The sequence below is a fragment of the Ensifer sp. 2TAB8 genome (genome assembly GCF_052115125.1).
In the GTDB taxonomy this organism is placed as follows: domain Bacteria; phylum Pseudomonadota; class Alphaproteobacteria; order Rhizobiales; family Rhizobiaceae; genus Ensifer.
The window spans coordinates 52,209-77,623 of record NZ_JBFRGB010000006.1 but is presented as its reverse complement, the minus strand read 5'-3'; the positions used below and the strand labels follow the sequence as shown (position 1 = coordinate 77,623).

The 25,415-nt window shown below is 63.4% G+C and carries 15 protein-coding genes; 14 read left to right on the top strand and 1 reads right to left on the bottom strand.

Annotation, left to right across the window (positions count from 1 at the left end; genetic code table 11):
* Positions 1-4 precede the first annotated feature (4 nt).
* From AB4Z53_RS12710 to AB4Z53_RS12700, 3 genes are all read left to right on the top strand, one after another.
* Positions 5-481, top strand: a complete 477-nt coding sequence (locus tag AB4Z53_RS12710) for a DUF1579 domain-containing protein (RefSeq protein WP_441596181.1) — start codon at positions 5-7, stop codon at positions 479-481.
* A 121-nt stretch (positions 482-602) separates the two neighbouring features.
* Positions 603-1,370: a VOC family protein gene (locus AB4Z53_RS12705; RefSeq protein ID WP_113541173.1), complete on the top strand. Its 768-nt coding sequence runs from the start codon at positions 603-605 to the stop codon at positions 1,368-1,370.
* A 298-nt stretch (positions 1,371-1,668) separates the two neighbouring features.
* Complete coding sequence (locus AB4Z53_RS12700; RefSeq protein ID WP_441596179.1) at positions 1,669-3,486, top strand: GGDEF domain-containing protein; 1,818 nt, start codon at positions 1,669-1,671, stop codon at positions 3,484-3,486.
* On the opposite strand, the gene AB4Z53_RS12695 is transcribed toward AB4Z53_RS12700, so the two are convergent.
* A complete protein-coding gene (locus AB4Z53_RS12695; RefSeq protein WP_441596177.1) occupies positions 3,458-4,369 on the bottom strand; it encodes a LysR family transcriptional regulator in 912 nt (303 codons plus the stop codon). The genes AB4Z53_RS12700 and AB4Z53_RS12695 overlap by 29 nt on opposite strands.
* Before the next feature lie 135 nt (positions 4,370-4,504).
* Here AB4Z53_RS12695 and AB4Z53_RS12690 point away from each other — a divergent pair, with 135 nt between their 5' ends.
* The 11 genes from AB4Z53_RS12690 (at position 4,505) to glgX (ending at position 25,359) form a co-directional block, all read left to right on the top strand.
* A complete protein-coding gene (locus AB4Z53_RS12690; RefSeq protein ID WP_113541170.1) occupies positions 4,505-5,539 on the top strand; it encodes an aldo/keto reductase in 1,035 nt (344 codons plus the stop codon).
* A gap of 162 nt (positions 5,540-5,701) precedes the next feature.
* Positions 5,702-9,028, top strand: a complete 3,327-nt coding sequence (locus tag AB4Z53_RS12685; protein ID WP_441596175.1) for a transglutaminase family protein — start codon at positions 5,702-5,704, stop codon at positions 9,026-9,028.
* Positions 9,029-11,437 carry a circularly permuted type 2 ATP-grasp protein gene (locus AB4Z53_RS12680; protein ID WP_441596173.1) on the top strand — a complete coding sequence of 803 codons (2,409 nt, stop codon included), beginning with the start codon at positions 9,029-9,031 and terminating at the stop codon, positions 11,435-11,437.
* Between the two features lie 11 nt (positions 11,438-11,448).
* Positions 11,449-12,327 carry a transglutaminase family protein gene (locus AB4Z53_RS12675; RefSeq protein ID WP_113541167.1) on the top strand — a complete coding sequence of 293 codons (879 nt, stop codon included), beginning with the start codon at positions 11,449-11,451 and terminating at the stop codon, positions 12,325-12,327.
* 178 nt (positions 12,328-12,505) lie between these two features.
* Complete coding sequence (locus AB4Z53_RS12670) at positions 12,506-13,747, top strand: TadE/TadG family type IV pilus assembly protein (RefSeq protein WP_113541166.1); 1,242 nt, start codon at positions 12,506-12,508, stop codon at positions 13,745-13,747.
* A gap of 223 nt (positions 13,748-13,970) precedes the next feature.
* Positions 13,971-16,433: a glycogen/starch/alpha-glucan phosphorylase gene (locus AB4Z53_RS12665; protein ID WP_441596324.1), complete on the top strand. Its 2,463-nt coding sequence runs from the start codon at positions 13,971-13,973 to the stop codon at positions 16,431-16,433.
* The gene (gene glgB / locus AB4Z53_RS12660) at positions 16,430-18,640 is read left to right on the top strand and encodes a 1,4-alpha-glucan branching protein GlgB (RefSeq protein WP_441596171.1); all 2,211 of its coding nucleotides are present in this window, start codon (positions 16,430-16,432) and stop codon (positions 18,638-18,640) included. Before AB4Z53_RS12665 ends, glgB begins: the two co-directional genes overlap by 4 nt.
* A gap of 120 nt (positions 18,641-18,760) precedes the next feature.
* Complete coding sequence (glgC, locus tag AB4Z53_RS12655) at positions 18,761-20,023, top strand: glucose-1-phosphate adenylyltransferase (protein ID WP_077959708.1); 1,263 nt, start codon at positions 18,761-18,763, stop codon at positions 20,021-20,023.
* 10 nt (positions 20,024-20,033) lie between these two features.
* Positions 20,034-21,476, top strand: coding sequence for a glycogen synthase GlgA (gene glgA / locus AB4Z53_RS12650; protein WP_113541163.1), 1,443 nt, complete (start codon positions 20,034-20,036; stop codon positions 21,474-21,476).
* Positions 21,477-21,482: 6 nt separating this feature from the next.
* The gene (locus AB4Z53_RS12645) at positions 21,483-23,111 is read left to right on the top strand and encodes an alpha-D-glucose phosphate-specific phosphoglucomutase (RefSeq protein WP_113541162.1); all 1,629 of its coding nucleotides are present in this window, start codon (positions 21,483-21,485) and stop codon (positions 23,109-23,111) included.
* A gap of 283 nt (positions 23,112-23,394) precedes the next feature.
* Entirely contained in the window at positions 23,395-25,359 is a 1,965-nt protein-coding gene (gene glgX, locus AB4Z53_RS12640) for a glycogen debranching protein GlgX (protein WP_441596168.1), read from the top strand.
* The last annotated feature ends 56 nt before the right edge of the window (positions 25,360-25,415 follow it).

Genomic DNA, 25,415 nt, shown 5'->3' with positions numbered 1-25,415 from the left:
TGCCGTGAGAGCAGAACCGGAGGAAGCGCACCGCTGGCTCGAGCAACTGCTGGGCGACTGGCAGGTACGCACGGCTGGAGCCGACGGCGAGCCCGACGGCAGCGGCCCCTGGACTGAGCACGTTCGCTCGCTTCAGGGTCTCTGGATCGTCTCTGAAGGCAAGGGAACGATGCCGGGCGGCAGCTTCGGCGAAACGCTGATGACGCTCGGCTACGATCCCGAAACGAAACGCTACATCGGCACCTGGGTCGGTTCCATGCTGACCCACATGTGGGTCTATGACGGCGAGTTGAATGCGGAAGGCACGTCCCTGTCGCTCTACTGCGACGGACCGGATTTCGAAAACCCGGGCAAGACTGCACGCTACCGGGACGTCATCACGCTCATCGATCAATCCCGGCGCCTGCTGAAGGCGCAGATGCAGGCACCGGACGGAAGCTGGAAAGACATGATGACGGCGGAATACCTGCGCCGGGATTGAACGGGCGACGATCTGCGTTCGATTATCGGCCGCAGTCCGCCTGCTCGATCCGAAAGGGGCTCATTCGAACATGCAACCAAGCGGCGCGACAGGCGCCGCCCAAGCAAACTGGAGGAAGGCGATGGCAGATCACGGCAAATTCGTTTGGTATGAACTGATGACGACGGACATGGCCGCGGCCGAGACGTTCTACAAGGACGTGGTCGGCTGGGATGCCCGCGATTCCGGTATGCCCGGCATCAGCTATACGCTGTTCAACGTGGGCGAGATCCCGGTTGCCGGACTGATGACGATGCCGGAAGGCGCGCTCGAAATGAAGGTGCCGCCCGCCTGGCTCGGATATATCGGCGTCGATGATGTCGACGCGACCGCCGCCAAGATCGCTGCCAAGGGCGGCAAGGTTCACCGGGCGCCGGACGATATCCCCGGCATTGGGCGTTTTGCCGTCGTGACCGACCCGCACGGCGCCGTGTTTTCGATCTTCAAGGGAACGGGCGATCCGCCGCCGGTCACCGATCCGATGGCACCCGGTCTCGTCGGTTGGCATGAGCTTGCGTCCGGCGACCTTGACACCGCCTTCCCATTCTACGCCGAGCTCTTCGGCTGGACCAAGGACCACGGCATGGACATGGGCGACATGGGCATCTACCAGATCTTTGCCCATGGCGGCGCGCCGATCGGCGGAATGATGACCAAGCCGAAGGAAGTACCCGCACCTTACTGGCTCTACTACATCAACGTGCCCGCACTCGACGCGTCGATCGAGCGCATCAAGGCCGGCGGTGGCAAGGTCGTGCTCGAGCCGATGGAAGTGCCCGGCGGCGCCTGGATCGTTCAGGCGCTCGACCCGCAAGGCGCCCTTTTTGCTTTGGTCGCACCGAAACGCTGAAGCGCGCGCCATCGACGCTCGCATGAGACGAGGCCTGCCTCCCATCCGGAGGCGGGCCTTTTTCGATCCGCGGGGCGCAAAGCGTTGACGGAGCGCGCGCCTCTGCTCTGCACCACGCGCATCCCTCGGTTGCGGCGCGGCCCCTAGTATTTCAGGGTATTTCAAGCTTATTTAACACCTTATACGATAACAGGGGCAACGAGCACACTGATTTCGAATGGGTTTCTTGTCACCCGACAAGAATTGTCGCGACAGCCAAAGCGATGAGCGGCGACATGAGTGGAGCAACTTCGCGTACATGAAGAACAATGGCGGCAGCTATACGCCCCCGAAAACGGGCGTTGCAGAAGCGCGCGCGGCGAAGGCGCTGCGTCGCAAGCTCCAATGGCTCCTCGCCATCGTCGTTGCCTGTACCGGCGTGCTCGCCACCGAAATCATAGCCGCATCCTATAGCGACTTCGTCATCGCCCGCCGCAACCTAACCGAGGTCATGGCCTTCTGCCGGGTGCTCGACGCCGCAAATTACCTCTCGGCCGAACGTGGCCCGTCCAATGGCGTGCTCGGAATCGGCGTGGCGCCCGGCTCGCCGGTCCAGGCCCGGCTGGCTGAGTTTCGCGCCCGCAGCGACGAAGCACTCACCACGCTGACCCAAGACATCAACAATGCCAGCCGTTCTGAGCCTGCCGGCGCCCTCTCGCCCATACTCGTCGAGGTTCGCCGCCGCCTGATGCTGGCACGCGCCGAAATCGACCGCATTGCCGCGCTTCCGCCCGAACAACGGGACCTGACGGAAATCCAGGCGACGATCGAGGCGATGTTCGGCGTCATCGACGCACTTCGCCCGGCCATCGACTGGAACATTCAACGCTTGACCAACACCGACCCGAACCTCGCCGGCATCGCGCTTGCCGCACAGATGCTCAGCAATCTGCGCGAGGATGGCGGCCGCCTCGGCTCGCAGGTCATGGCTCCGGTTGCCGTCGGCCAGCCGCTTGCGGCGAAGAACATCGCCGACAGCGAGCGCACCCGCGGCAGGCTGCAGGAAATCTGGTCCATCGTCGGCAAGCCCGGCGCCCTTCCCGGCCTGAAACCGGCCAACATCGCGGATCTCGCCAGGATCGACCACGATTTCTTCGGCGAAGGATTTGCGATCATCGACGGCATCGTTGCCATCGGCAAGAAATCGGGCGCCTACCCGATGACTGCCGAGCAGCTGACCGACCGCTTCGTCCCGAAGATGAAGCCACTCGAGGATCTGCGCCGCGCCTTCATGGATGCAACCGTCGAGCGGCTTGCGGCAAACAAGACACGGGCCTCGGTCAAGCTGGCCGTTGCCAGCCTCGCGACCTTTGCCCTGTTCCTGGTGCTGCTGGTCCTGATGCGCCGCGCCCGTTCGCTCGTCTTCGAGCCGTTGCTGATCGCCCGCCACAGCATCATCGAGCTCGCCAATGACCGGCCGATCGCCCGCCTTCAGGGCAAGGGCGGCGAAGGCGAGATGGGGCGCCTGTTCGATGCGATCGACGTGCTGCGCAAGCGCCTCGACGAACGCATGCTGCTGATGCAGCACCTCGAACGCCAGGCGGAAACCGATGAACTGACCGGCCTGCTCAACCGCCGCGCCCTCGAACTCATCGGCGGAGCGCAAGACACGGCCGACAGCAACCAGGATGCCTGTCTGATCCTGATGGACATCGACCACTTCAAGCAGATCAACGACACCCACGGCCACCTCGTCGGCGACATCGTGCTCAAGGAAACGGCCCGCATCATCCGCAACTCCGTGCGCAACACTGATCTGGTCGCCCGTTTCGGCGGCGAGGAGTTCGCGATCATCACCCCCGGCGACAGCATCGAGTCGGCCCTTGCGCTGGCGGAGCGGATACGGGCCAATCTTGCGCGCGAGCCGATCGTCGTTGCCGACGGGCAGGAACTGAACGTCACCGCCAGCTTCGGTGTGGCGGAGGGCCGCACGGCGAATGGCGGCTGGAGGCACCTGATCGAGAGCGCCGACACGGAGCTCTATCGTGCCAAGTCCGAAGGTCGCAACCGCGTCTGCGGCCAGCCGGCCGAGGCCAGCCTTTCCCACTTCACGAAGACGAAATCCGCGCGCGCGTAGCCAGAAAATCGAGCAGGACCCGCACGCGCGACGGCAAGGCTCCGCCTTGGCCGAGAAACACGGCGTGGAATGTTTCGGCGTCACCGGGATTGAGATGCTCGACCAGCGGCAGCAGCCGGCCGGCGCGGATATCCTCCCTGACTGTGAAGGTCGGAAGCCGGACGAGGCCGACGCCGGCAAGGGCAAGTTGGCGCAGGCCCTCGCCATCGCTGACCCGCACCCGTTCGGTCGGCGGCAGGGCGATCTGTTCCGCATTCGAAAGCAACGGCCAACCATCGATCGCCCGCGCGTAGCTATGGCTCAGCCGGTTGTGCGCCTCGATATCCTCGATGGTCTGGGGCATTCCGAAGCGATCGAGATAGGCTGGAGCCCCGACGATCGTCATCGACGTGGTGCCGAGTTTGCGTGCGATCAGGCTCGATGTCTTGAGCGGACCGGCGCGCACGGCAATATCGACCCGCTCCGCCATCAGATCGACGACGGCGTCCGTCTGCAGGATGTCGAGGGAGACCGAGGGAAATTCCGCCAGGAATTCCGGCAGCACCGGCATCAGCGCATGCGTCGCGTAGGAAGCGCTGACATTGAGCCGCACGCGGCCCTCCGGCGTTTCGCCGGCACCCGCCGAGCGTTCCGCCTCGTCGATATCGGTGAGGATGCGCACGACCCGTTCGTAGAAGGCGCAGCCTTCCGCCGTCAGTTGCAGTCGCCGCGTCGACCGGTTGACGAGCCGGACGCCCAATCTCTCTTCCAACCGCTGGACGAGCTTGCTGACGGCCGAGGGCGTCATGCAGCAGACCTTCGCCGCAGCCGAAAAGCCGCCAAGCTCCACCACCTTGGCAAAAACCGCCATCTCCCCCGAACGATTGATCGTCAAACGCGACATGTGACTTCAACTCACAAATGATGTTCCTTGATGCGGTCTACATCTCAAATGCTCCCAACACCACCTTCCTCCTTGAAGCGACGCACTGACAACAAGTGTCGCTGAACAGGCAAAGCCAACGAGGAGCTCTACGACATGGAATATAGACGGCTTGGATCATCGGGACTGAAAGTGCCGGCCTTGAGCTTCGGTGCTGGAACCTTCGGCGGCAAGGGACCGCTGTTCAGCGCCTGGGGCAATAGCGACGCGGCCGAAGCACGACGCATGATCGACATTTCGCTGGAAGCCGGCGTCAACCTCTTCGACACGGCCGACGTCTATTCCGACGGTGCTTCCGAGAGCGTGCTCGGTGCGGCGATCAAGGGACGGCGCGACGCCGCGCTCCTCTCGACCAAGATGGCGTTGCCGATGGGCGACGGACCGAATGACGCCGGCACGTCTCGTACACGTCTCGTCAAGGGCGTCGACGATGCCTTGAAGCGGCTCGGCACCGACTATATCGACCTCCTGCAACTACACGCCTTCGACGCCGGCACACCGGTCGAGGAAACGCTCTCGACGCTCGACGATCTCGTCACCGCCGGCAAGCTGCGCTACGTCGGGGCCTCCAACTTCGCCGGCTGGCAGTTGATGAAATCGCTGGCGGTTTCGGAGAAACACGGCCTCGTGCGCCATGTCGCCCACCAGGTCTACTATTCGCTTGTTGGTCGCGACTACGAGTGGGAGCTGATGCCGCTTGGTGCCGACCAGGGCGTCGGCGCACTCGTCTGGAGCCCGCTCGGCTGGGGGCGTCTCACCGGCAAGATCCGCCGCGGCCAGCCGTGGCCCGAAGGCAGCCGCCTGCACGACACAGCCGCCTTCGGCCCGCCGGTCGACGACGAGAAGCTTTACGACGTCGTCGACGTGCTCGATCAACTGACCGAGGAAACCGGCAAGACGATCCCGCAGATCGCCATCAACTGGCTCTTGCAGCGCCCGACGGTCTCGAGCGTCATCATCGGCGCCCGCAACGAAGAGCAGCTCCGCCAGAACCTCGGCGCGGTCGGCTGGTCGCTGTCGCCGGAACAGATCGCCCGCCTCGACGAAGCGAGCAAGACGACCCCCGCCTATCCCTACTTCCCCTATTATCGCCAGGAAGGGTTCGCTCGCATCAATCCGCCGCTCGTCTAACTGTCAGGCAACCGCTTTCGCACGCCCCACACCGGCGTGCGAAAGCGTTGCGCCGCCTTGATTTTCCCGGCACGCTTTCGCGCTTGCATTCTCGATTTGCATTGCACAAAATTCGTGGCGATGGGGGGCGCCAGACCCGCCACGAAGGGGATCAAATCAGGCATGTCGATCAAGGCCAGTATCTATCACCTGACCCACTATACCTATGACCGTCCCGTAAGACTGTCGCCACAGATCATCCGGCTGAAGCCGGCGGCCCATTCCAAGACCAAGGTCATCAGCCACTCGCTGAAGGTTTCGCCCGCCAACCACTTCGTCAATCTGCAGCAGGACCCCTACGGCAACTACCTTGCCCGCTTCGTCTTTCCCGATCCGGTCAGCGAACTGAAGATCGAGGTCGACCTCGTCGCCGACATGACAGTCTACAATCCCTTCGACTTCTTCGTTGAAGAGGAAGCCGAACACTGGCCCTTCCCCTACCCCGAAGACCTCGGAGACGACCTCAAGATCTACATGACGCCGGAACCGGTCGGCCCGGCACTGAGCGCCTTCATAGCGACCGTCGACCGCTCGCGGCAACGCACCATCGACATGGTCGTTGGCCTCAACGCGCGCCTGCAAAACGAGATCGGCTATGTGATCCGCATGGAGCCGGGTGTACAGACGCCGGAGAACACACTGACGTCGGCCCGGGGTTCCTGTCGCGATTCGAGCTGGCTGCTGGTACAGATCCTGCGCAATCTCGGTTTCGCCGCCCGTTTCGTTTCCGGCTATCTCATTCAGCTCACGCCCGACCTCAAGGCGCTCGACGGCCCGTCGGGCACCGACCACGACTTTACCGACCTGCACGCCTGGGCCGAGGTTTACTTGCCGGGTGCCGGCTGGGTCGGGCTCGATCCGACCTCGGGCCTGTTGACCGGCGAAAGCCATATTCCGCTGGCCGCCACACCGCATTTTCGCAACGCCGCACCGATCTCAGGCGGCTTCTTCGGCGACCCCGATACCCGCACCGATTTCGCCTTCGACATGAAGGTGACGCGTGTCGCCGAACATCCGCGCATCAGCAAGCCGTTCTCCGACGAGAGCTGGGAGGCGCTGAATGCACTCGGCGAAGAGGTCGACCGGGTTCTCCAGGAAAATGACATCCGCCTGACGATGGGCGGCGAGCCGACCTTCGTCTCGATCGACGACTTCGAGTCCGAGGAGTGGAACACTGAAGCGGTCGGCCCGACCAAGCGCGAGAAGGCGGACACTTTGATCCGCCGTCTGCGCGAGCGCTTCGCGCCCGGTGGCTTCCTGCACTATGGCCAGGGCAAATGGTACCCCGGCGAAAGCCTGCCGCGCTGGACGTTCTCGCTCTACTGGCGCAAGGACGGTGTGCCGATCTGGCGCCGCCCCGATCTCATCGCCGAGGAGACCGGCCACCATGACGTCACCGAGAAGCACGCCGAACATCTGTTGCATCTGATGGCAGGCGAATTGAGCGTGCCGACCGAGATGGTCCAACCGGCCTTCGAAGACCCCGCCGACTGGCTGCTGAAGGAGGCAAACCTCCCTGAGAACGTCGATCCCTCCAATTCCAAGCTGAAGGACCCCGAAGAGCGCAGCCGCATGGCTCGCGTCTTCGAGCGCGGCCTGACGACGCCGACCGGCTACGTGCTGCCTGTGCAAGCCTGGAATGCGCGTGCCACCGGTGTGCGGTGGATGAGCGAGAAATGGCAGACGCGCCGCGGTCGCATCTTCCTCGTTCCCGGCGACAGCCCCGTCGGCTACCGCCTGCCGCTCGGCGCCCTGCCCTATGTCGCGCCCTCCGCCTATCCCTATATCCATCCGGTCGATCCGACCGTTCCCCGGGACGATCTGCCTGACTTCGCCGAAAGCAGCGCCCGCCCGCAGCATTCCCGCTTTCAGGCCGCCGAAGTACCGGAGACCCCGCAGGCGCAGCCACGCGACGAAATAGCAGGGCTGGTGCGCACCGCCATCAGCGTCGAGCCGCGCGACGGCAGGCTCTGCGTCTTCATGCCGCCAATGGCCAGCATCGAGGAGTATCTCGATCTGATCGCATCCGCGGAACGCGCCGCAGCCGCGATTGGACTGCCCGTGCACATCGAGGGCTACGCGCCGCCGCAGGATGAGCGCATCAATGTCATCCGCGTCGCGCCGGACCCCGGCGTGATCGAGGTCAACATCCATCCGGCTGCCAGCTGGCAGGATTGCGTCGACATCACCACCGCGGTTTACGAGGAGGCGCGGCAGAGCCGGCTTGGCGCCGACAAGTTCATGATCGATGGACGTCACACCGGCACCGGCGGCGGCAACCATGTGGTCGTCGGCGGTGCCAATCCCAACGACAGCCCGTTCCTGCGCCGCCCGGATCTTCTGAAAAGCATGGTGCTGCACTGGCAGCGGCACCCGTCGCTTTCCTATCTGTTCTCGGGTCTCTTCATCGGTCCGACATCGCAGGCGCCGCGCATCGACGAGGCCCGACACGACCAGCTTTACGAGCTCGAAATCGCGCTCGCCCAGGTGCCGATGCCGGGATCGGCGACGCCGCCCCCCTTGCCCTGGCTGATCGACCGGTTGTTCCGCAACCTGCTCGTCGACGTCACCGGCAACACCCACCGGGCCGAGATCTGCATCGACAAGCTGTTCTCACCGGATGGTCCCACAGGCCGTCTCGGCCTCGTCGAGTTCCGTGGCTTCGAGATGCCACCCAACGCCCGCATGTCGCTCGCACAGCAATTGCTGGTGCGGGCGCTCATCGCCCGCTTCTGGAAACACCCTGTTGATGGCCGCTTTGTACGCTGGGGCACGACGCTGCACGACCGCTTCATGCTGCCGCACCACGTCTGGCAGGATTTTCTCGAAGTGCTCGCCGACCTCAGGGCCCATGGCTTCGACTTGAAGCCCGAATGGTTCGAAGCCCAACTCGAGTTCCGCTTCCCCTTCTGCGGCGAGGTCGAGTACCACGACGCCAAGCTCGAAATCCGCCAGGCGCTCGAACCCTGGCATGTGATGGGCGAGCAGGGTGCGATCGGCGGCACCGTGCGCTATGTCGACAGCTCGGTCGAGCGCCTCCAGGTGAAGCTCGATACGGCCAACCCCGAGCGCTACACGCTCGCCTGCAACGGTCGGCCGGTACCGTTGACGCGCACCGGCTCCAACGGCTCGGCCGTTGCCGGCGTCCGCTACAAGGCCTGGCAGCCGGCCTCGGGGTTGCATCCGGTGCTATCGGTCAACACTCCCCTTACATTCGATATCTATGATACATGGTCGAATCGGGCGATTGGCGGATGTGTCTACCATGTCGCCCATCCGGGTGGGCGCAGCTACGACACGTTTCCGGTCAACGGCAACGAGGCCGAAGCGCGGCGACTGTCGCGGTTCGAGCCCTGGGGCCACACGCCCGGAGGTTACCCGCTTCGCCCGGAAAGCCCGTCGATGGAATTCCCGATGACGCTTGATCTCAGGCGTCCGCCAGGAGCGTAAATGGCGAAGAAGCAGACAGCTGCCGCGAACCATCCGGGCACCGAGGACGATCCGGTCTTCGGTTACCGCGCCCTTCCTGACATCGCCGACGAGATGCTCGACCGGGAGGGCAATGTCCGCCCTGTCTGGCAGCGTCTGCTCGCGACCCTGGGACGGCTCGACGAAACGGAACTCGCCAATCGTTTTGCCCGTGCCGACCGCTATCTGCGCGACGCCGGTGTGTACTATCGTGTCTACGGGGCCAAGGAGGCCTCTGACCGAAGCTGGCCGCTATCGCATATCCCGGTCCTCATCGACGAGAAGGAATGGGCGGCGGTTTCGCAAGGGCTCGTCCAGCGCGCCGAGCTTCTGGAGAAGGTGGTCGCCGATATCTACGGCGAGAACCGGCTGGTGCGCGAAGGCCTGCTGCCGCCGGCGCTGGTCGCCTCCAATCCCGAGTTCCTGCGGCCGCTCGTCGGCGTGAAGCCGGCCGATGGTCACTTTCTGCATTTCGTTTCCTTCGAGATCGGCCGCGGTCCCGACGGCAACTGGTGGGTCCTTTCGGACCGCACCGAAGCGCCCTCCGGCGCCGGCTTCGCCCTGGAGAACCGGGTCGCGACCACACGGGCCTTCTCCAATCTTTATGCGGAAACCCATGTCCATCGATTGGCGGGTTTCTTCGGAGAATTCCGCGACGCGCTTCAGAGCCGCAAGCTGCATCCGGATGATCGCATCGCCGTGCTTTCGCCCGGCATCGCCAACGAGACCTATTTCGAGCACGCCTACATCGCCCGCTACCTGGGTTTCATGCTGCTCGAGGGTGAGGATCTGACGGTCGTCGGCGGCCGGGTGATGGTGCGAACCGTCGCCGGCCTCAAGCCCATCGGCGTCCTCTGGCGCCGCCTCGACGCCGCTTTTGCCGACCCGCTCGAACTCAACCAATCTTCGCATATCGGCACCCCCGGCATCGTCGAGGCGCTTCGCGCCGGATCGGTCTCGATCGTCAACGCGCTTGGGACCGGCATCGTCGAAACACGCGCCTTCCTCGCCTTCTTGCCCGCGATCTGCCGCCACCTGCTCGGCGAAGAGCAGAAGCTGCCCTCGATCGCCACCTGGTGGTGCGGGCAGCCGGCGGAGCGTGAGCAGGTTGCTGCCAACCTCGATCGCATGGTCATCGGTCCGGCCTATGCCACACGCCCCTTTTTCGACGACAACGGCCAGTCGGTACTGGGCGCGACGCTCGACGAGGAAGCCCGTGCATCGATCGCCGATTGGCTTGGCGCCGAAGGCGGCAAGCTCGTCGGCCAGGAGGTCGTCACGCTTTCGACAACGCCTGCCTGGGTTCGCGGCCGGCTCACGCCGCGCCCGATGAGCCTGCGCGTCTTTGCAGCGCGTAGCCGTGACGGCTGGCAGATCATGCCCGGCGGTTTCGCCCGTATCGGCTCCGGCGACGACGTCGCCGCGATTGCAATGCAGGCGGGCGGCACCGCCGCCGATGTCTGGATCGTCAGCGAACGGCCGGTCGAACGCACGACGCTGCTTCCGGCCGAAGAGAGTTTCACCCGCAACATGCCGGGAAGCCTGCCGAGCCGGGCGGCCGACAATCTCTTCTGGCTCGGCCGCTACATCGAACGTGCCGAGGGGGCACTGCGCATCCTGCGCGCCTGGCACGGACGTTTCGCCGAAACCGCCGATCCCGACCTGCCGCTCCTGAGGGACGTCAGCGACTATCTCGCCGCCCTCGACATCGACACCCGCCAGCCGGTGCCCGACAGCCTGCTTGCCAACATTTCCAGCGCCCTTTTCAGCGCCGGAAACATCCGCGACCGGTTTTCGCCGGACGGTTGGCTGGCGCTGAACGATCTGTCACAGACGGCGCGCAAGTTCCACGCGACGGTGCAGGCCGGCGACGACGCGACACGGGCGATGACCGTGCTCTTGCGCAAGCTCGCCGGTTTTGCCGGTCTCGTGCACGAAAACATGTATCGATTTACCGGCTGGCGTTTTCTTTCGGCCGGCCGTTATCTCGAGCGCGGCCTGCACATGACGCGGCTGCTCGGGCACATGTCGGGCCCGGATGCACCCGACGGCGCCTACGACATGCTGCTTGAGATCGGCGACAGCGTGATGACTCACCGCAGGCGCTACAATGTCAGCACCGCCGCATTGACCGTAACCGACCTGCTGGCACTCGACCCGCTCAACCCGCGCTCGGTTCTCTACCAGTTGAACGAGATCAAGACTGAGGTCGAACTGTTGCCGAACGCTTTCGTCAATGGGCAGATGTCCCCCTTCTACCGCGAGGCAATGCGCCTGCATTCGGGCCTGGCCGTGATGACGCCGGAAGCCATGAACCTCAGCGTCTACAATCGGTTGGAGCAGGACCTTGAAAGCCTGTCCAACCTGCTCGCGCGAACCTATCTCGGCTAGGGGCGCAACCATTGCTTTACGATATCAGCCTGAAGATCACCTATGACTACGAAGTACCGGTCTCCGGCGGTCGCCACCTCGTGCGGGTGATGCCTGCAACGCTTCCCGGTCGACAGCGGCTCATCGTCGGGTCGTTGAGCTGCCAGCCAACGCCGGCCGAGCGCGCGGAAAGCGTCGATTTCTTCGCCAATCCTTTCACGGCCATCCTGTTCCGCTCTTCTCATGCCGATCTGACGATCCGCATGCAGGCACGGGTCCAAGTGGAACCGCAGCCGCTGACCGCCGACTTTTCTCCAGGCCTCGATGGTCTCCCGGCCGAGCTCTCCGCCTGCTGGTCCGTCGACGCCGAAGCGCCGCACCATTTCACGGGGCCGAGCCCACTCCTGCCGGAAGTTCCGGACATCGCGGCCTACGCGCAATCAATCGTCACCGACACCATGACGATCCGACAGATCGCCACCGCCCTGTGCGAGCGCATCCACCGCGATTTCACCTATGACGGCGAGGCAACGACGGTGAACACGACACCGGGCGAGGCGTTCAAGCTGAAACGCGGCGTCTGTCAGGATTTCACCCATGTGATGATCGTGGCGCTGAGGAGTCTCGGCATCCCCGCCGGCTATGTGAGCGGCTTCCTGCGGACAATCCCTCCGCCCGGCAAGGAACGCCTGGAGGGTGCCGACGCCATGCATGCCTGGGTGCGGATCTGGTGCGGCACCACGGGCGGCTGGCTCGAGCTGGACCCGACCAACAACATTCCTGCAGGAACCGACCATATCGTCGTCGGTCATGGCCGTGACTACGGCGACGTTGCCCCCGTCATCGGGGTCCTGAAGAGCTACGGCAGCCAGACGACGAAACAGGCCGTCGACGTCATTCCGGTGCCCTGATCCGATTTGATACAACCCCATTCCCGATTCCGAACAGGGCGTGTGCAGCGGAACCCGCTGTAAGCACTGGTTTTCCTGTATTCCGTTAAAATTGCAGCGATTGCAGGAACGATATCGTAAGCCATCGACGCTATTGATGCCCTCAAGCTTGCAACGTGTTCCTTTGGGGTGTGCAAAGATGGGAAGACGATACACGGTAGGCCGGACCTTCGTAGCGATGCTCAAGGACCGGGGTGGCAATTTTGGCATGATGGCTGCACTCGCAACGCCATTGATATTGGCGGCTGGCGGCGTCGCCGTTGATATGGCCGGCATGATGACGGCCAAGAACCAGATGCAGGACGCAGCGGATGCCGCAGCGCTTGCAGCGGCCTCTTCGCTGGTTTCAAAGGATCCGCCAACGATTGCCAAGGCAAAGGAAATAGCCGCGGCCTTCCTCAAGACCCAGACGGGCGGCTCCAACGTCGACAGTCCCGGCGCGAACGATCAAGGCGGTACGGGCTCCGCGGCCAAGACCGGTTTGCCGGAAGCCTCGACGGCCAGCCAGCCGACCATCGACATTATTGAAAGCAGCAATGGCCCGACCGGCAAGGCCTACAACGTCACGGTCCTGAACAGGCAGACGTTCCAGTTCAATGCGTTGACACGCCTGCTCGGGAAGTCATCGATCGACATCGAAACCCGCGCCACCGCCGAAAGTGCTACAGAGAGCAAGAATGCTCTTTCGATGTACCTGGTTCTCGATCGCTCCGGCTCCATGGCCTGGAAGACCAATACAAAGGACACGACCAAGTCGTCGTGCCCCAACTACACCGAATCGAACTGGAGCAAGTATCCGAACCTGAAGGCAACTAGCCCCTGCTACGTGACGAAGGTCGACGCACTGAAAACCGCCGTCAGCGATCTGCTCAAGCAATTGAAGACCGCCGATCCCAATACTCTGTATGTTCGTACGGCAGCCGTTTCCTACAACTCGGCGCAGGACACCGCAGGGAACCTCGATTGGGGCACAGCCGGTACTTCGACCTACGTGAACGCCCTTGTCGCGACAGGCGGCACCGCATCGGGTAACGCCTTCAAGACGGCCTACAGCCGCGTGACCGCGACCACCGAGGACGCGGCCCACAAGGCCAAGAACGGCCAGGTTCCCACCAAGTACATCGTCTTCATGACCGATGGCGACAACAACAACACGAGCGACGACACAACGACCCTGGCGTGGTGCGACACCGCTCGAAAGAACAATGTTCAGGTCTACACCGTCGCCTTCATGGCGCCGGACCGCGGCAAGTCCTTGCTCAAGGCCTGCGCGACGACCGAGGCCAACTACTTCCAGGCGGAAGAAGCCTCCGATCTGATCGCAGCGTTCAAGGCGATCGGCGAAAAGGCCTCGGCCATGGCGACGCGCCTGACGAAGTAAGGCGTCGACCTGTCCCCTTTCAAGCCGCCCGGTTCTGCCGGGCGGCGTTTGCGTTTGGGGATTACGGGGTCCCTCCCGCCAGCGACTTCCAACAGCTTGAGACAGTTCTAATCCATTTAAAAACATCTGTTGCAAGCGCTTCGGATCGATGCATAAATTGCCTCATCCCCGGTCGGTTCCGGCCTGCGACCTCCCAACGCAAAAGGGTAAAGACAGTTTCATGATGAACAGGCTCTCCACCAACGAAGTGCCGCAGCCCGCCCCAAGGTCGTCCGAACCCGGCCAGCTTGCCGTCGAAATCCTCGAACGCCTGAAGTACCGCATCGGCAAGGATCCCAAGGTCGCCAAGCCCCACGACTGGCTGACCGCAGCCATCCTGGTCGCGCGTGATCGCATCACCGACAAGTGGATGGATTCGACCCGCAAGACCTACTCGACGGGAGCCAAGCGCGTTTACTATCTATCGCTCGAATTCCTCATCGGCCGCCTGATGCGCGACGCCATGACGAATATCGGCCTGATGGACGAAATGCGCGATGCGCTCGCTTCTCTCGGCGTCGACATCGACGTCGTTGCCGAACTCGAGCCGGATGCGGCGCTCGGCAATGGCGGCCTCGGTCGTCTCGCCGCCTGCTTCATGGAATCGATGGCGACCGTCGACGTGCCGGCCTATGGCTACGGCATTCGCTACATGCACGGCCTCTTCCGCCAGCAGATGGCCGACGGCTGGCAGGTGGAACTGCCGGAAACCTGGCTTGCCCACGGCAACCCCTGGGAATTCGAGCGGCGGGAAAGCTCCTACGAAATCGGCTTCGGCGGTGTCGTCGAGACGGCGAATGTCGACGAGGAAATCCAGCGTTTCGTCTGGAAGCCGGCCGAACGCGTCATTGCTACGGCCTTCGATACACCCGCCGTCGGCTGGCGGGCAAAGCGGGTCAACACACTGCGGCTTTGGACGGCCCAGCCGATCGACCCGATCCTGCTGGCCGCCTTCAACGCCGGCGACCACATCGGCGCCCTTCGCGAAAGCAACAAGGCGGAAAGCCTGACGCGCGTTCTCTATCCGGCCGACGCGACGCCTGCCGGTCAGGAACTGCGTCTGCGCCAGGAGTACTTCTTCTCCTCCGCCTCGCTGCAGGACATCCTGCGCCGACATCTGCAGCAATATCCGGACTTCTCCTCGCTGCCCGACGCGGTTGCCATCCAATTGAACGACACGCACCCGGCCGTCTCCGTTGCCGAACTGGTGCGGCTCCTGACCGACGTACACGGCCTCGATTTCGAGCAGGCCTGGGACATCACCCGGCGGACGATCTCCTATACCAACCACACGCTGCTGCCCGAGGCGCTGGAAAGCTGGCCCGTACCGCTCATCGAGCGCCTCCTGCCGCGCCACATGCAGATCGTCTACGCGATCAACGCCAAGATCCTCATCGAGGCGCGCCGGCAGAAGGGCGCGACGGACGACGAGATCCGCAACATCTCGCTGATCGACGAGAGCGGCGAGCGCCGCGTGCGCATGGGCAATCTCGCCTTCGTCGGCTCGCATTCGATCAACGGCGTTTCGGCGCTGCATACGGAACTGATGAAGGAAACGGTCTTTGCCGACCTTCACCGGCTCTATCCCGATCGCATCAACAACAAGACCAACGGCATCACGCCGCGGCGCTGGCTGATGCAGTGCAACCCCGGTCTCTTCGGCCTGATCCGCGATGCGATCGGCGACGAGTTCATGGACAACACCGAGGCGTTGCAGGCGCTCGACGCCTTCGCCGACAAGCCGGATTTCCAGGAGCATTTCGCTGCCGTCAAGCGCGCCAACAAGGTGCGCCTCGCCCAACTCGTGCAGAGCCGGCTCGGCATTAGGCTCGATCCGTCGGCGATGTTCGACATCCAGATCAAGCGCATCCACGAATACAAACGCCAGCTTCTGAACATCATCGAGGCGGTCGCGCTCTATKACCAGATCCGCTCGCATCCGGAGCTCGACTGGGTGCCGCGCGTCAAGCTCTTCGCCGGCAAGGCGGCGCCGAGCTATCACAATGCCAAGCTGATCATCAAGCTTGCCAACGACGTCGCCCGCGTCGTCAACAACGACCCGGCAGTGCGCGGGCTGCTGAAGATCGTCTTCGTCCCGAACTACAACGTCTCGCTCGCCGAGATCATGGTTCCGGCCGCCGACCTCTCCGAGCAGATCTCGACGGCGGGCATGGAAGCGTCCGGCACCGGCAACATGAAGTTCGCGCTCAACGGCGCGCTGACGATCGGCACGCTTGACGGCGCCAATGTCGAAATGCGCGACTGGATTGGCGAGGAAAACATCAAGATCTTCGGCATGACCGCCGAAGAGGTGACGAGGGCGCGCGCCGAAGGCCACAATCCGCGCGCGGTCATCGAAGGCTCGCGCGAGCTGTCGCAGGCGCTGCAGGCAATTGCCTCGGGCGTCTTCTCGCCCGATGACCGCAACCGCTTCTCCGGCCTCGTCGATGGGCTCTACAATCACGACTGGTTCATGGTTGCCGCTGACTTCGAGGCTTACGCCAAAACGCAGCGGGAAATCGACCAGCTCTGGACCAAGCCTTCCGACTGGTATTCGCAGGCGATCCGCAACACCGCACGGATGGGCTGGTTCTCGTCCGATCGCACCATCCGGCAATATGCCGGGGAAATCTGGAGAGCTGGATGACGCCTTCGGCCGGCAAGGACCCGGAACCCGCAGCTTCAGGTCTGCTGTCAGCGCCGGACATCGCGGCCATCCTCTCGGGCACGCACGAAGACCCCTTCGCGGTCCTTGGCGTGCATCCAGCCGGCAAGACCATTCGTGCCCGATGCTTCGTTCCCGATGCCGAGACCGTGACGGCGGAGACGCTCGCCGGCAAGGAACTCGGCGCACTCGAACGCCGCGACGACGCTGGCTTCTTCGAAGGAACCATCTCCCTGAAGAAGCCCCAGCCAGTGCGCTACCGCGCCCGCAACCAGGGCGGCGAATGGATTGTCATCGACCCTTACAGCTTCGGTCCGGTCCTCGGCCCGATGGACGACTACTACATCCGCGAAGGTTCGCACCTGCGGCTTTTCGACAAGATGGGCGCGCATCCGATCCATCACGATGGCGCCGAGGGCTATCACTTCGCCGTCTGGGCGCCGAATGCCAAGCGCGTTTCGGTCGTCGGCCAGTTCAATGACTGGGACGGACGGCGGCATGTCATGCGGCTGCGCGCCGACACCGGCATCTGGGAGATCTTCATCCCTGGGGTCGAAGGAGGCCTCGCCTACAAATACGAGATCCTCGACCGCAACGGCACCTTGCTGCCGCTGAAGGCGGACCCGTTTGCCCGACGCTCCGAACTGCGCCCCAATACCGCCTCCGTGACGACCCCGGAGATCGCGCAAACCTGGGAGGACGAAGCGCATCGCAAGCATTGGGCGACGGTCGACGCGCGGCGCCAGCCGATCTCCATCTATGAGGTCCATGCCGGCTCCTGGCAGCGCCGCGACAACGGCGAGATGCTTTCCTGGGACGAACTCGCCGACCGGCTGATCCCCTACTGCGTCGACATGGGCTTCACCCATATCGAGTTCCTGCCGATCTCGGAGTTTCCTTTCGACCCGTCCTGGGGCTACCAGACGACCGGCCTCTATGCACCAACCGCCCGCTTCGGCGAACCCGAAGGCTTTGCTCGTTTCGTCAACGGCTGCCACAAGGTCGGCATTGGCGTCATTCTCGATTGGGTGCCGGCACATTTCCCGACCGACGAGCACGGGCTGCGCTGGTTCGACGGCACCGCGCTCTATGAGCACGAAGACCCGCGCCAGGGCTTTCATCCCGACTGGAACACGGCGATCTACAATTTCGGCCGCCAGGAGGTGCTGTCATTCCTCGTCAACAACGCGCTCTACTGGGCCGAGAAATTCCACGTTGACGGTCTGCGCGTCGACGCGGTCGCTTCGATGCTCTACCTCGACTATTCGCGCAAGCACGGCGAGTGGGTGCCGAACGAATATGGCGGCAACGAAAATCTGGAGGCGGTCCGCTTCCTCCAGACGATGAACACGGAAATCTACGGGGTGCACAAGGGCATCCTGACGATCGCCGAGGAATCGACCTCCTGGCCGAAAGTCTCGCATCCGGTTCATGCCGGGGGCTTAGGCTTCGGCTTCAAGTGGAACATGGGCTTCATGCACGATACGCTGCAGTATCTGTCGCGCGAGCCGATCCATCGCAAGCACCACCACAACGACCTGACCTTCGGCCTGCTCTATGCCTTCAGCGAGAACTTCGTGTTGCCGCTGTCCCATGACGAGGTCGTGCACGGCAAAGGATCGCTGATCGCCAAGATGGCCGGCGACGACTGGCAGAAGTTTGCAAATCTCAGGGCCTACTACGCCTTCATGTGGGGCTATCCCGGCAAGAAGCTCTTGTTCATGGGTCAGGAGTTCGCGCAGTGGCGCGAGTGGTCCGAGGATCGTGCGCTCGACTGGAACCTGCTCGAGTACCACCTGCACGAAGGCATGCGGCGGCTGGTGCGTGACCTCAACGGCACCTACCGCGCCAAGCCCGCTTTGCATGCGCGCGATTGCGAGGGAGACGGCTTCGAGTGGCTGCTGGCCGACGACCGAGACAATTCGGTGTTCGCCTGGCTGCGCAAGGCGCCCGGTGAAAAGCTCGTCGCCGTCATCACCAATTTCACACCCGTCTACCGGGAAAGCTACGCCATTCCGCTGCCGGTCAAGGGTCGCTGGAAGGAGATCCTCAACACCGACGCGGAGATCTACGGAGGAAGCGGCAAGGGCAACGGCGGCGCCGTTTATGCCGAGAAGAGCGCCACGGGAGCGACAATGGCCAACATCACGCTGCCGCCTCTGGCGACGCTGATGCTGGAGCAGGAATAGACTTCATCCGCTCCGCCGGACAAACCCGGAAGGCGGAATGAGACAGTAAAATTCGAGGGCCGCAAGGCGTCGCCGAAAGCCGCCGTGACGACCCCGCAAGTCAATGATTGGGGAGGACAAATGGTGGAAAAGCGTACGCAACCTCTGGCACGTGATGCCATGGCCTATGTTCTCGCTGGCGGTCGCGGCAGTCGCCTGAAGGAGCTGACCGACCGGCGGGCGAAGCCGGCAGTCTATTTCGGCGGCAAGGCCCGTATCATCGACTTCGCGCTTTCGAATGCGCTGAATTCCGGTATCCGCCGTATCGGCGTCGCCACCCAGTACAAGGCGCATTCGCTGATCCGCCACCTGCAGCGTGGCTGGAACTTCTTCCGCCCGGAACGAAACGAAAGCTTCGATATTCTCCCGGCCAGCCAGCGCGTTTCCGAAACGCAATGGTACGAAGGCACCGCCGACGCGGTCTACCAGAACATCGATATCATCGAGGACCATGGCGTCGAATACATGGTCATCCTCGCCGGCGACCATATCTACAAGATGGACTATGAATTGATGCTGCAGCAGCACGTCGATTCCGGCGCCGACGTCACCATCGGCTGCCTGGAAGTGCCGCGCATGGAAGCGACTGGCTTTGGCGTCATGCATGTCGACGAGAAGGACCGCATCATCGCCTTCGTCGAAAAGCCGGCCGATCCGCCCGGCATCCCGGGCAATCCCGAGATGGCCCTGGCCTCCATGGGCATCTACGTCTTCCACACGAAGTTCCTGATGGATCTCCTGCGCCGCGACGCCGCCGATCCGAAATCGAGCCGCGACTTCGGCAAGGACATCATTCCCTACATCGTCGACAACGGCAAAGCGGTTGCTCATCGCTTTGCGCAGTCCTGCGTGCGCTCCGATTTCGAGCGCGAGGCCTATTGGCGCGACGTCGGCACGATCGATGCCTACTGGCAGGCCAATATCGACCTGACCCATGTGACGCCGGAGCTCGACATCTACGACAGCACCTGGCCGATCTGGACCTTCGCCGAGATCAAGCCGCCGGCAAAGTTCGTGCATGACGACGAAAACCGCCGCGGCTCGGCAACCTCGTCGCTCATCTCCGGCGACTGCATCATCTCGGGCGCAGCACTCAATCGCAGCCTGTTATTCACAGGCGTCCGGGTTAATTCATATTCCCGTCTGGAGAATGCCGTAGTTCTTCCCGATGTGAAGATCGGTCGCCATGCGACGCTGCGCAACGTGGTCATCGACAGTCGGGTCGTGATCCCGGAGGGCCTCGTCGTCGGTGACGATCCGGAGCTCGATGCCAAACGTTTCCGGCGTTCGGAAAACGGTGTCTGCCTGATCACGCAAACGATGATCGACAAGCTGGGGATGTAGGCTGCCTTCCATGAAAGTCCTGTCCGTTGCGTCCGAAGTGTATCCGCTGGTCAAGACCGGGGGGCTCGCCGATGTCGTCGGCGCGCTTCCCGCGGCACTTGTGCCACACGGCGTCGAGACCCGCACTCTGGTGCCCGGCTATCCCGCCGTGCTGCAGAAGCTGAAAAAGAAAAAGAAGGTCGGCGCCTTCGAGAATCTGTTCGGCGATCGGGCCGCGGTTCTTTCGGCCGAGATCGACGGGGTTGACCTCCTGGTTCTCGACCAGCCGGCGCTCTACCAGCGAGATGGCGGCCCGTATGTCGATGCGACCGGCCGCGACTATGTCGACAACTTCCGCCGCTTCGCCGCCCTGTCGCTCGCAGCCGCCGAGATCGCCGCGGGCGATGTCGTTTCCGGCTTTAAACCCGATGTCGTGCACGCCCATGACTGGCAGACGGCACTGACGCCGGTCTACATGCATTTCAGCCCCGCCGCCGCCACGCCGACGGTCATGACGATCCATAACATCGCCTTCCAGGGCCAGTTCGGCGCCTCGATCTTCCCCGAGCTCGCCCTTCCCCCGGAAGCCTTTTCGATGCAGTTCGTCGAGTATTACGGCGATGTCGGGTTCCTCAAAGGCGGCTTGCAGACTGCAAGCGCCGTCACCACGGTCAGCCCGTCCTATGCCCAGGAGATCCTGACGCCGGAATTCGGCATGGGCCTCGAGGGCCTGTTGAAGAGCCGCCTCGGCGACCTTTCGGGCATCGTCAACGGCATCGACGCCGACATCTGGAACCCCCAGACCGACCCGCATATCGCCCAGCATTTCAGCGCGACGACCTTGAAGCAGCGCCTCGGCAACCGACGCGCACTCGAAGAGCGCTTCGGCCTGGAGAAGGGCAACGGCCCGATCTTCTGCGTCGTCAGCCGGCTCACCTGGCAGAAGGGCATGGATCTCGTCGCGGAAGTCGCAGATGAAATCGTTGCCATGGGCGGCAAACTCATCGTGCTCGGCTCTGGCGATGCGGCGCTCGAAGGCGCGCTTCTGGCGGCGGCCTCGCGCCACCGCGGCCATATTGGCATGGTCACCGGCTACAACGAGCCTCTGTCCCACCTCATGCAGGCAGGATCGGACGCGATCCTCATTCCGTCACGCTTCGAACCCTGCGGGCTCACCCAACTCTATGGCCTGCGCTACGGCTGCGTGCCGGTCGTCGCGCGCACCGGCGGGCTGGCCGATACGATCATTGATGCCAACGAGGCCGGGCTTGCGGCCAAGGTCGCCACCGGCTTCCAGTTTACTCCGATCACGGCCGACGGGTTGCGGCTTGCGATCAGGCGCGTAATGCGCGCATACAGCGAACCCAAGGTCTGGGCACGAATTCAGACTCAGGGCATGAAATCGGACGTTTCCTGGGCCACAAGTGCCGAGCGTTACGTCTCTCTTTATTCCGGTCTTCTCGGGAAAGGTTAAGTCAGCATGATAAGAACGGTTACCACAACCCCCTACGGCGACCAGAAGCCTGGCACGTCAGGGCTGCGCAAGAAGGTCCCGGTCTTCCAGCAGAAGAACTATGCCGAGAACTTCATCCAGTCGATCTTCGATTCGCTCGAAGGCTTCAAAGGCGAAACCCTGGTGATCGGCGGCGACGGCCGCTACTACAACCGCGAAGTCATCCAGATCGCCATCAAGATGGCGGCGGCCAGCGGCTTCGGCCGTGTGCTCGTCGGTCGCGGCGGCATTCTGTCGACGCCGGCTGCCTCAAACGTCATCCGCAAGTACAAGGCCTTTGGCGGGATCGTGCTTTCAGCCAGCCACAATCCTGGCGGCCCGACCGAAGATTTCGGCATCAAGTACAATATCGGCAATGGCGGCCCGGCACCGGAAAAGGTCACCGACGCGATCTATGCCCGCAGCAAGGTCATCGACAGCTACAAGATCGCCGATGTCGCCGACATCAATCTTGACGCTGAAGGCACCCAGGAAATCGAAGGCATGACGGTGACCGTCATCGACCCGGTCGCCGACTATGCCGAACTGATGGAAAGCCTGTTCGACTTCGACGCCATCCGCAAGCTGATCGGCGGCGGTTTCCGCGTCGTCTTCGACGCCATGAGCGCCGTCACCGGGCCCTACGCCAAGGAGATCATCGAAAAGCGCCTTGGCGCGCCCAAGGGCTCGGTGATGAATTTCGTTCCGTTGCCGGACTTCGGCGGTCACCATCCGGATCCGAACCTGGTGCACGCCCGTGCGCTCTACGAGACGATGATGGGACCCGACGCGCCTGATTTCGGCGCTGCCTCCGACGGCGACGGCGATCGCAACCTGGTGATCGGCCGCGGCATCTTCATCACCCCATCCGACAGCCTGGCGATGCTTGCCGCCAATGCGCATCTGGCACCTGGCTATGCCAAAGGCATCGCCGGTATCGCACGCTCGATGCCGACCAGCGGTGCCGCTGACCGCGTGGCCGAGAAGCTCGGCATCGGCCTCTACGAGACGCCAACCGGCTGGAAATTCTTCGGCAACCTGCTCGACGAAGGCATGGCGACGATCTGCGGCGAGGAAAGTGCCGGCACCGGCTCCAACCACGTGCGCGAGAAGGACGGGCTCTGGGCCGTGCTGCTCTGGCTCAACATCCTCGCCGTGCGCAAGGAAAGCGCCCTCGACATCGTCAAGAACCATTGGGCGACCTATGGCCGCAACTACTATTCGCGCCATGACTACGAGGAGGTCGACAGCGATGCGGCCAACGGCCTGATCGCCAATTTGCGCGACCAGCTTGCCACGCTGCCCGGCAAGTCCTTCGGCGCACTCAAGGTCGCGACAGCAGACGACTTCGCCTACAACGACCCGGTCGACCATTCCGTCAGCAAGAACCAGGGCATCCGCATCCTGTTCGAAGGCGGCTCCCGCGTCGTCTTCCGTCTGTCGGGCACCGGTACATCTGGCGCGACGCTGCGCGTCTATATCGAGCGCTTCGAGCCGGACGCTTCGCGTCACGATATCGAGACGCAGACGGCGCTCGCCGATCTCATCGCCGTCGCCGACGAGATCGCCGGCATCAAGACCCGCACCGGCCGCACCGAGCCGAGCGTCATTACCTGAGATACCGCATTATCGGGGCCGCTTGATGCGGCCCTCTTTCGTTTGCCGCTTAGCCCCACTGCCCTGCCGGGCATCTCCCCACAAGGGGGAAATCGACTTGTGGCAGCCTCCCGTCCCACCGCCAAACCGATGTATTGGCTCGCGGGCGACGAGGCACCGCACCGTCAACGCCATCTCAGGGCAAAGCCGTGCCGCGAACAACTCCCCCTTATGGGGAGATGTCCGGCAGGGCAGTGGGGGGTAAGCCACACACACCGACGACACCAGGAAGAGGGACGCTTTCATGCCGACGATCGGAAACCCACCCCTCGGTGCCACCGTTACCTCTGACGGCACCGTGTTTTCGGTCTGGTCGCACAACGCCGCCCGTATCGATCTCTGCCTGTTCGACAAATCAGGCGCCAAACAACTGCGCCAGCTGCCGATGACACGGAGCGGYGACGTCCACAGCGTGACGGTTGTCGACGCACCGAAGGGAACGCGCTACGGCTTTCGCGCCGATGGCGTCTATTCGCCCGATCACGGTCTCTGGTTCGATCCATCCAAGCTTCTCGTTGATCCCTATGCCTTGGAACTCGACCGCCCGTTCCGCCACGATCCGCGACTGACTATCCTTGGCGAAGACACCGCCGACCTCGTGCCGAAGGCCATCGTCACCGAGGCAAAGCCAGCCAAGGTAAAGGCGCCGCTCTTTCGCACCGGCGGTCTCGTTTACGAAATCGCCGTCAAGCCTTTCACCATCCTCCACCCCGACGTGCCCGAAGCCAAACGCGGCACGGTGGCGGCGCTTGCCGAGCCCGCCATCATCCAGCACCTGAAGCGCCTTGGCGTCTCGGCGGTCGAGCTGATGCCGATCGTTACCTGGATCGATGAGCGCCATCTGCCACCGCTCGGGCTAAAGAACGGCTGGGGCTACAATCCGATCGCCCCGATGGCGCTCGATCCACGCCTCGTGCCCGGCGGCATCAAGGAATTGCGCAAGACGGTCGAAGCGCTGCGCAAGGAAGGCATCGGCGTCATCCTCGATCTCGTCTTCAACCACTCCGGCGAAAGCGATCGCTTCGGCACAACCTTGTCGATGCGCGGCCTCGACAACCTCACCTATTACCGCCATGTCACGGGTCGCCCGGGCGAACTGATCAACGATACCGGCTGTGGCAACACGATCGCCTGCGACCACCCGGTGGTCGAGGCACTGATCCTCGACAGTCTGCGCCATTTCGTTCGCGCTGCCGGCGTCGACGGCTTCCGCTTCGATCTTGCCTCGATCCTTGGGCGCGACATGGGTGGCTTCCATCGCGATGCCCGGCTTTTCCAAGCGATTTCAGCCGACGCCCTGCTTGCAGACCGGGTGCTGATCGCTGAGCCCTGGGACGTCGGCCCGGGCGGCTACCAGCTCGGCAACTTCCCCGCCCCGTTCCTCGAATGGAACGACCGCGCCCGAGACGACATCCGCATCTACTGGCGCGGAGACCGGCATTCGGTGGGCGCCCTGGCGACGGCTCTCGCCGGCTCTTCGGGGAGCTTTGCCCGCTGGGGCGAAAGCGCGACCAGGACGGTCAACTTCATCGCCGCCCATGACGGCTTCACACTTGCCGACCTCGTTTCCTATGCGGGCAAACACAACGAGGCGAACGGCGAAGAAAACCGCGACGGCCACAACGAAAACCACTCCTGGAACAACGGCGCGGAAGGTCCGACAGCCGATGCGGAAATTCTGGCGGCCCGCCGCCATGACGTGATGGCGCTGATCGGCACACTGTTTTCCTCCCGCGGCTCGATCATGCTGACGGCGGGCGACGAAGGCGGGCGGAGCCAGAAGGGCAACAACAACGCCTATTGCCAGGACAACACGATTACCTGGCTCGACTGGGCGGCGATGGACGACGAGATCGTTTCCCACACGGCAGCACTTTCGGCCATGCGCCGGCGCTTCGGGGTCTTCGACGAGACCGCCTTCCTGACCGGAAAGGGCGATGTCGAATGGCGCCGCCTTGACGGTCAGCCAATGGCGACCGGCGACTGGGAGCATCCAGCGACGGACAATCTGATGATGGTGCTCGCAACCCGAGACCGCACCCAGAAACGGGCGACGCGGCTTGCCGTCGTCCACAATCGCAGCCATGCGCCGCATCCCGTCCGCTTGCCCGACAGTGTCGATGGAAAATGGCAGGATGCGCTGACGGCGTCAGTTCCCGCCGATCACGTCGCACCGCGCTCGGTCGCCTTCTTCGTCGAGGTTTTCTAAAGCTTTTCCACCACTTGCAGGTTGCAACGGGCGAGCCTATAGATCGCTCGGGGGGC